The organism is Mucilaginibacter sp. P5_A6 (assembly GCF_056400585.1).
In genome coordinates, this window is record NZ_JBFUKZ010000039.1 from 21880 (window position 1) to 29117 (window position 7238).

At 41.5% G+C, this 7238-nt stretch carries 4 protein-coding genes; 3 read left to right on the forward strand and 1 reads right to left on the reverse strand.

What is annotated here, in order from left to right:
• Positions 1 to 34 precede the first annotated feature (34 nt).
• The 3 genes from AC1DO4_RS26500 to AC1DO4_RS26510 are packed head-to-tail and all read left to right on the forward strand — an operon-like array spanning position 35 to position 5873.
• Positions 35 to 1243: an efflux RND transporter periplasmic adaptor subunit gene (locus tag AC1DO4_RS26500; protein WP_477420775.1), complete on the forward strand. Its 1209-nt coding sequence runs from the start codon at positions 35 to 37 to the stop codon at positions 1241 to 1243.
• A gap of 40 nt (positions 1244 to 1283) precedes the next feature.
• Complete coding sequence (locus tag AC1DO4_RS26505; protein ID WP_477420776.1) at positions 1284 to 4448, forward strand: efflux RND transporter permease subunit; 3165 nt, start codon at positions 1284 to 1286, stop codon at positions 4446 to 4448.
• 18 nt (positions 4449 to 4466) lie between these two features.
• Positions 4467 to 5873, forward strand: coding sequence for an efflux transporter outer membrane subunit (locus tag AC1DO4_RS26510; protein ID WP_477420777.1), 1407 nt, complete (start codon positions 4467 to 4469; stop codon positions 5871 to 5873).
• A gap of 152 nt (positions 5874 to 6025) precedes the next feature.
• On the opposite strand, the gene AC1DO4_RS26515 is transcribed toward AC1DO4_RS26510, so the two are convergent.
• Positions 6026 to 6187, reverse strand: a complete 162-nt coding sequence (locus AC1DO4_RS26515; protein ID WP_477420778.1) for a hypothetical protein — start codon at positions 6185 to 6187, stop codon at positions 6026 to 6028.
• Positions 6188 to 7238 lie beyond the last annotated feature (1051 nt).

The window sequence follows — 7238 nt, forward strand, 5'->3', positions numbered from 1 at the left end:
GCTGTGCCCGGTATTGCTGATGATTTAACTAATAATGATGCTTTTTATCCTGTCTTCTAAAAAATATAATTCAAAACGCTTAATAATTGTTCAGGGACTTTTAATGGCGGTAATTTTTGCTGCAATCTTTTCGTCCTGTGGCGATATAAATAAACAGGCTGCCGCAAACCAGGCTCCGCAGGTTTTGGATTACAAAGTAATGCAATTGCAACCCCGTTCGGCAACTTTAAATGTTGATTATCCAGCAAGTATACAGGGGCAGCAAAATATCGAGATCAGGCCCAAAGTTGATGGTTATGTGGAGAAAATCTATGTGGATGAAGGCTCTGTTGTAACCAAAGGTCAATTGCTGTTTAGAATAAATGCGCCGCAATATGAGCAGGAGGTGCGTACTGCCGAAGCCGGTATTAAAACTGCCGAGGCCGACCTGAGCCTGGCCAGGATGCAGGTAAATAAAGTGAAACCACTGGTTGAGAAGGATATTATCAGCCATTATGAATTGGAATCGGCCGAATATACGCAGCAATCAAAAGCAGCGGCGCTGGCTCAGGCCAAAGCTGCTTTGGTAAATGCTAAAGTGAATTTGGGATACACCACTATCACCAGCCCGGTAAACGGAGTTATTGGCTCCTTACCTTATAAACTGGGTAGCCTGGTAACCAGCAGCACAACAGATCCGCTTACTACTGTTTACAATACATCAAATATTTACGCCTACTTTGCCTTAAACGAAAAGCAATTGCTTGATTTTAGCAGGGATAGTACAAGCAACACATCTTTTAAGACCAAATTGAGTAAGCTGCCGGCCGTAGCGCTGATATTGCCGGATGGTACTACTTATGAGCATTTTGGTAAGGTTGAAACCGTAAACGGTTTGATCAACACCGCTACCGGTGCCGCTAATGTACGCGCCGATTTTGCGAACCCGCGCGGCCTGATCCGTAGTGGTAGCAGCGCGGTGGTGCGGATTCCAAAGGTGGTTAATTCAGCATTGCTGGTTCCGCAAAGCGCCACTTATGAGCTGCAGGATAAACGTTTTGTGTACGTTGTAGATGATCAGCATAAGATAAAAAATGTGGCTATTAATGTGATGGATAACACTGCCGATAAGTTTTATGTAATTACTGACGGACTTAAAGCCGGCGACAAAATTATACTGGAAAGCTCGGGTAACTTACAGGATGGTACCGTTATTAAACCAAATGAAGTTAATGCTGCTTCGGTTTACGGCAATCTTAAATAATACATATTTCTACCTTGTCAATCATCACTAAAGCAATATTATGCTTAAAAAATTTATAGAACGCCCTGTACTATCAACCGTTATTTCTGTATTGCTGTTGATACTGGGTATTTTAGGACTCATTAATCTGCCCATTTCACAATATCCTGATATTGCCCCACCTACGGTGCAGGTGGAGGCTTATTATAGTGGCGCCAATGCCGATGTAGTACTTAAAAGTGTTATTATCCCGATGGAAGAACAGATCAACGGGGTAGAGAACATGACCTACATGACTTCATCTGCCAGTAATGATGGTTCGGCATCTATCACAGTTTATTTTAAGGTTGGTACTAACCCGGATCTCGCTGCTGTAAACGTGCAGAACCGGGTATCAAGGGCTACAAGTTTGCTGCCGCTGGTAGTAACACAGTCTGGTGTTACGGTTGCAAAAAGCCAGAGCAGTAACCTTATCATCTTTTCGTTATACAGCGAAAATAAAACTTACGACGAGACATTTTTGCAAAATTATGCCAAGATAAACCTGGTGCCGCAAATACAACGCGTAACGGGTGTGGGTAATGCCAATGTTTTTGGATCCCGGGATTATTCGATGCGGATATGGCTAAAACCCGATGTAATGTCGAGGTATAATCTTATTCCTGATGATATTACCGACGCACTTAATGAACAGAATATTGAGGCTGCACCCGGTAAGTTTGGAGAAAATAGCAACCAATCATTCCAGTACGTTATAAGGTACAAAGGGCGGCTTAAAACAGCTGCAGAGTTTGGTAATATCATTATTAAATCGGTGGGTAATGGTCAGTTATTGCGCTTAAATGATGTGGCGCGTGTTGAATTGGGGTCACTTGATTATTCTTTTGATATTCAAACCAACAGCTTGCCATCGGTAGGTGTGGCTATTAGCCAAACCGCCGGCTCAAATGCCCGCGACGTGATCAATGAATCTAAAAAGATACTGGAAGCTGCTGCCGAAAAGTTCCCTAAAGGAATGAAGATCACTTACCTGGTTGATGCCAATAATTTCCTCGATGCTTCGATTGAGAAGGTGATAAGTACTTTGATTGAAGCATTTATACTGGTATTTATTGTGGTATTTGTATTTCTGCAGGATTTCAGGTCTACACTGATCCCTGCCATTGCAGTTCCGGTGGCCATTGTGGGGACTTTCTTTTTCCTCAACCTTTTTGGTTTTACCATTAATTTGCTTACGCTATTTGCGTTGGTGTTGGCAATTGGTATTGTGGTAGATGATGCTATTGTGGTGGTTGAGGCTGTGCATGCCAAGCTGGATCTGGGCTATAAATCGGCCCGGAAAGCATCTATTGATGCAATGAACGAGATCTCAGGAGCCATAGTTTCCATCACATTGGTTATGTCGGCTGTATTTTTACCGGTAACATTTATTTCAGGGTCAACAGGGGTATTCTATAAGCAGTTTGGTATTACGCTGGCAGTTGCTATTCTACTTTCGGCAGTAAACGCTTTAACATTGAGTCCCGCTTTGTGTGCCCTGTTTTTAAAACCCCATGAAAAGGGAACAAAAAAGCATGGTTTTCTCAATCATTTTTATGTGGTGTTCAATGCTTCTTTTGATGCCGTAACAGGTAAGTATAAAAAATCAGTGAACTTTTTAGCTCATAGAAAATGGATAGCCCTTGCTGCAGTGGCTGTTTTTTCGGCGGTGCTGATATATTTGGTTAAAACAACGCCATCAAGCTTTGTACCTAATGAAGACCAGGGGACAGTTTTTGCGGCTATCAGCTTACCGCCCGCTTCATCAATGGAACGTACCGAGGCGGTTGCCAGTAAGATTGATAGCATCGGTCACACCTTCCCGGCGGTTGTAAACACGCTTAAATTGGTGGGCTTTAACTTTATTGCAGGATCTGGAAGTGCATACGCCATGGTGATCATGAAGCTGAAAGGCTGGGACGAACGTAAAGATAAAAGTCAAAGCCTGCAAAGTATTATTGGTCAGCTATCAGCCAAAACCAGTGGTTTAAGGGAAGCCAACGTTTTTTATTTTTCGCCGCCAACCTTACAAGGTTTTGGTAACAGTGATGGTTTTGAATTTCAATTGCAGGATAAAGGAGGTCATTCGATTGATGAATTGTTTAGAGTGAGTAACAACTTCCAGGCGGTTCTTAAAAAACGGAAGGAGATACAAAGTTTAAATTCATCCTTTAACCCCAACTTTCCACAATTCCAGGTGGATGTAAATGTGGCTAAATGTAAAGAGGCTGGTGTAACGGTAAATTCGGTATTAAATACGCTGCAGGGATATTATGGCGGCTTATATGCGTCAAATTTTAACCAATTTGGTAAGCAATACCGTGTAATGGTACAGGCCGATTATGATTACCGGGCCAATGAAATAGGTTTAAGTAAAATATTTGTGCGTAACAGCGCTGGTACCATGGCGCCTATCACTTCATTTATAACTTTGAAAAGAGTGTTCGGTCCGGAGTCGATTTCAAGGTTTAACCTGTTTACGGCTATATCTGTTTCCGGCTCACCTAATCCCGGTTATAGTACCGGCGATGCTATCAAGGCAATAAAAGAGGTAGCGCAGCAAACCTTACCGGCTGGTTACGATTTTGAGTTCTCTGGTCTTACCCGCGAGGAATTGAGCACGGGGACACAATCAGCCTATATATTTATCCTTTGCCTGGTGTTTGTATATTTTTTGTTGAGCGCCCAATATGAAAGTTACTTACTGCCGTTCGCTGTGTTGCTTTCGTTACCGGTAGGTTTAGCAGGCACTTACCTGTTTGCCCGGATCTTTGGTGTAGGGAGTAACATTTATCTGCAGATCTCGCTCATTATGCTCATTGGATTGCTGGCTAAAAATGCAATCCTGATTGTAGAGTTCGCTTTAGACAGGCGTAGGGCGGGCATGGATCTGGTACCTGCTGCCATTGCTGGCGCTGAAGCCCGTTTACGACCGATCCTGATGACCTCCTTTGCCTTCATTTTTGGTATAATGCCTTTAATGGTTTCAACAGGGGCCGGGGCTAACGGCAACAGATCGATAGGTACAGGTGCTGTAGGAGGGATGTTTATAGGTACAGTGTTTGGGGTATTTGTGATCCCGGTATTGTTCATCATATTTCAGCACCTGCAGGAAAAAGTAAGCGGTAAACGAAAATACGATGAGGATGATGAAAATGATGAAGCAGTAATAACTCCTGCTAACTAATTCATTAAAAGGTGTAACATGAACAAATTCAGTTTTAAATATATATTACTTTTTACGCTGTTATTCGGTGCGCTATCCTCCTGTAAAATCACCAAAACTTACAACCGCCCAACTGTGAGTACAAACGGACTTTATCGCGATCAGCAATTAAATGATACAACAACAATGGCAGCAATGCCATGGCAGAGCCTGTTTGCTGATACCATATTAAGATCACTGATACAGGAAGGGCTGAACAATAACCTCGATCTTAAAACGGCCGTCCAGAGAATCGTAGAGGCACAGGCAACATTACAGCAAAGTAAGGCTGCATTTTATCCATCCTTAAGCGGTAATGTAGGCGTAACCAGGTCTAAGCAATCTTCGGCCGGCTTAAATTATCCTGCCGGGGTAAGCATCAATACTTTAACTACCAATTACCAGGCTGGTTTAACATCCTCATGGGAAGCCGATGTTTGGGGTAAATTAAGCAGTACCAAACGGGTAGCCCTTGCTAATTTTTTGCAAACTGATGCAGCCAAAAGAGCTGTACAAACTCAATTAATTGCAGATATAGCAAATAATTATTTTACACTATTGGCCTTGGATAAACAACTGGAGATCACTCTTGAAACCCTGAAAAACAGGATAAAGGATGTGGAAACCATGAAGGAATTAAAAGCAGGGGCGGTAGTAACCGGCGCTGCTGTGGTACAAAGTGAGGCTAATCGTTATGCAGCGGAAGTATCCATTCCGGATTTGAAACGCAGTATTCGCGAAACCGAGAACGCTTTGGATATATTGCTTTCAAGGCCGCCCGGCCCCATTAATCGCGGTAGCTTGGCAAACCAAAAAATGGTAAGCGAGTTACAGTCTGGTATTCCAACTCAACTGCTTAACAACCGCCCCGATGTACAGCAAAGCGAATATTCCTTTAGGGCAGCTTTTGAAAATACCAATGTTGCCAAAGCTTATTTTTATCCATCATTTACCATAACTGCTTCGGGAGGTTTATCCACATTGCAGTTAAAAGACTTTTTTGTCAATTCTATATTCTATAATATAGCAGCAGGTTTAACACAGCCCATTTTTAACCAGGGACTAAATAAAGCGCGACTGCGTACTGCACAAGCCCAGCAACAGGAGGCCTTAAATAGTTTTCAAAAAACGCTGCTTGTTGCAGGACAGGAAGTTTCAAATGCGCTATATGCACAGCAAACGGCTTTAGAAAAACAGGATGCGCGCAGTAAGCAGATCATAGCCCTGCAAAGGGCCGTTGATTATACCCAGGAGCTGTTAAGGTATAGTTCGGCTACTAATTATACAGATGTATTAACATCGGAGCAAAACCTGCTATCTGCCCAACTAAGTGGAGTTAATGACAGATTACAGGAATTACAGGCAGTAGTGAATCTTTATCGTGCTTTGGGTGGTGGATGGAAGTGATATGCCTGGTTTTATTATCTCCAGCGTATTTTAAACCTCGCTATGCTTTTTTTTTCTGGACTGATGGAAATTATCATCGGCTAAGTTTCTGTCTGTAAAAAACTACACTAAAAAGAAGCTTTTTCCATAGATAGATAGTGTATTAATAGTGATTAGGCAATAAAGCCTGTAAATTGAGGGATTTTATCCCGGTTATTGTCTGTTAAGCGGGTATGAATAGCTTTTAGTGTAACAGCCTTTTTTGTAATGAGGTCAAAAATAGTATTTCTGACACTTTTAAGAGGTTGATTGATATTAATGTGTACTATTTTCATACTTACAGGTAAACCAATTTCATGCCAGCTATTAACTTTAATGGAATTGTGGGTCGTGAATGCGTCTCATCAACAATGATTTTCTAACATTTGTATATAATGTATATAGTTTGAGCTTGCTTTATTAAATTTAGTCTAAAGGTTTTTTAAAATTTTTAGTGTCTCGGCGTGAAATTCGTCATCGCCTTGAAAACAATTTCGGCCGAAGGCTGCCTTCGGCTTATAGTTTTCCTACAACTTAATTTGAATTTTTTAAATTTTTCGCTCTGGTAATTAACATCTTATACACAGGCGTTAGTAAAAAGTGAGAATAGGTTTGCAGGAGTGTAAAAAGTGGCTACCTTTGCAGCCCGCAAATAAGGAAGCGGGATTGTTCTTAGAAAGGTTACTGAAGCGGGTTTTTTGGAAGCAGGATAAGCGGAAAAGGCAGAGAAAAAAGAAACTCAAAAAAACTTCAGATAAATTTTCGGAAAGTCAAAAAGTTTGCTACTTTTGCACCCCGCAACGGGGATAGAGAAAAGGGTAGTAGAGCGGTTCAAAACTTAGGATTTCGAAAGAAAAAATAAAAAAAATAAGTTTTGGAAAGATGGAAAAGGTTTCTACCTTTGCAGACCCAAACGGAAGGGTGCTTGAGAGAGCGAAAGAAGTTGAGTCTGAGCAAATCAGGCGATAAGAAAAGAGGGAAGAAAGTTAGCCTTGGTTAACGAGTAATCAAAAGGGGTTTGAGAGCGATTCTCGGGCTTACAAAAATGACAAATCAGACAAGGCAACTTGTAAAGATTATATAGCGGAACCGTGATGGGGAGGCGAAAAAGTTCTTTTAAGAAATAGAAAATCATGTAGAGTAACACAGAAGCTGAAAGCGGAATGCGTAAAGCAGGAAGCAAAAGGCGGATGAGTTATGATAACAAAGAGTTTAGATACTGTATAAAGATACATAATTATACAGATTCTATTATTAATAATAGGGTCAGTGGTTAAACACACATTTTACAATGGAGAGTTTGATCCTGGCTCAGGATGAACGCTAGCGGCAGGCCTAATACATGCA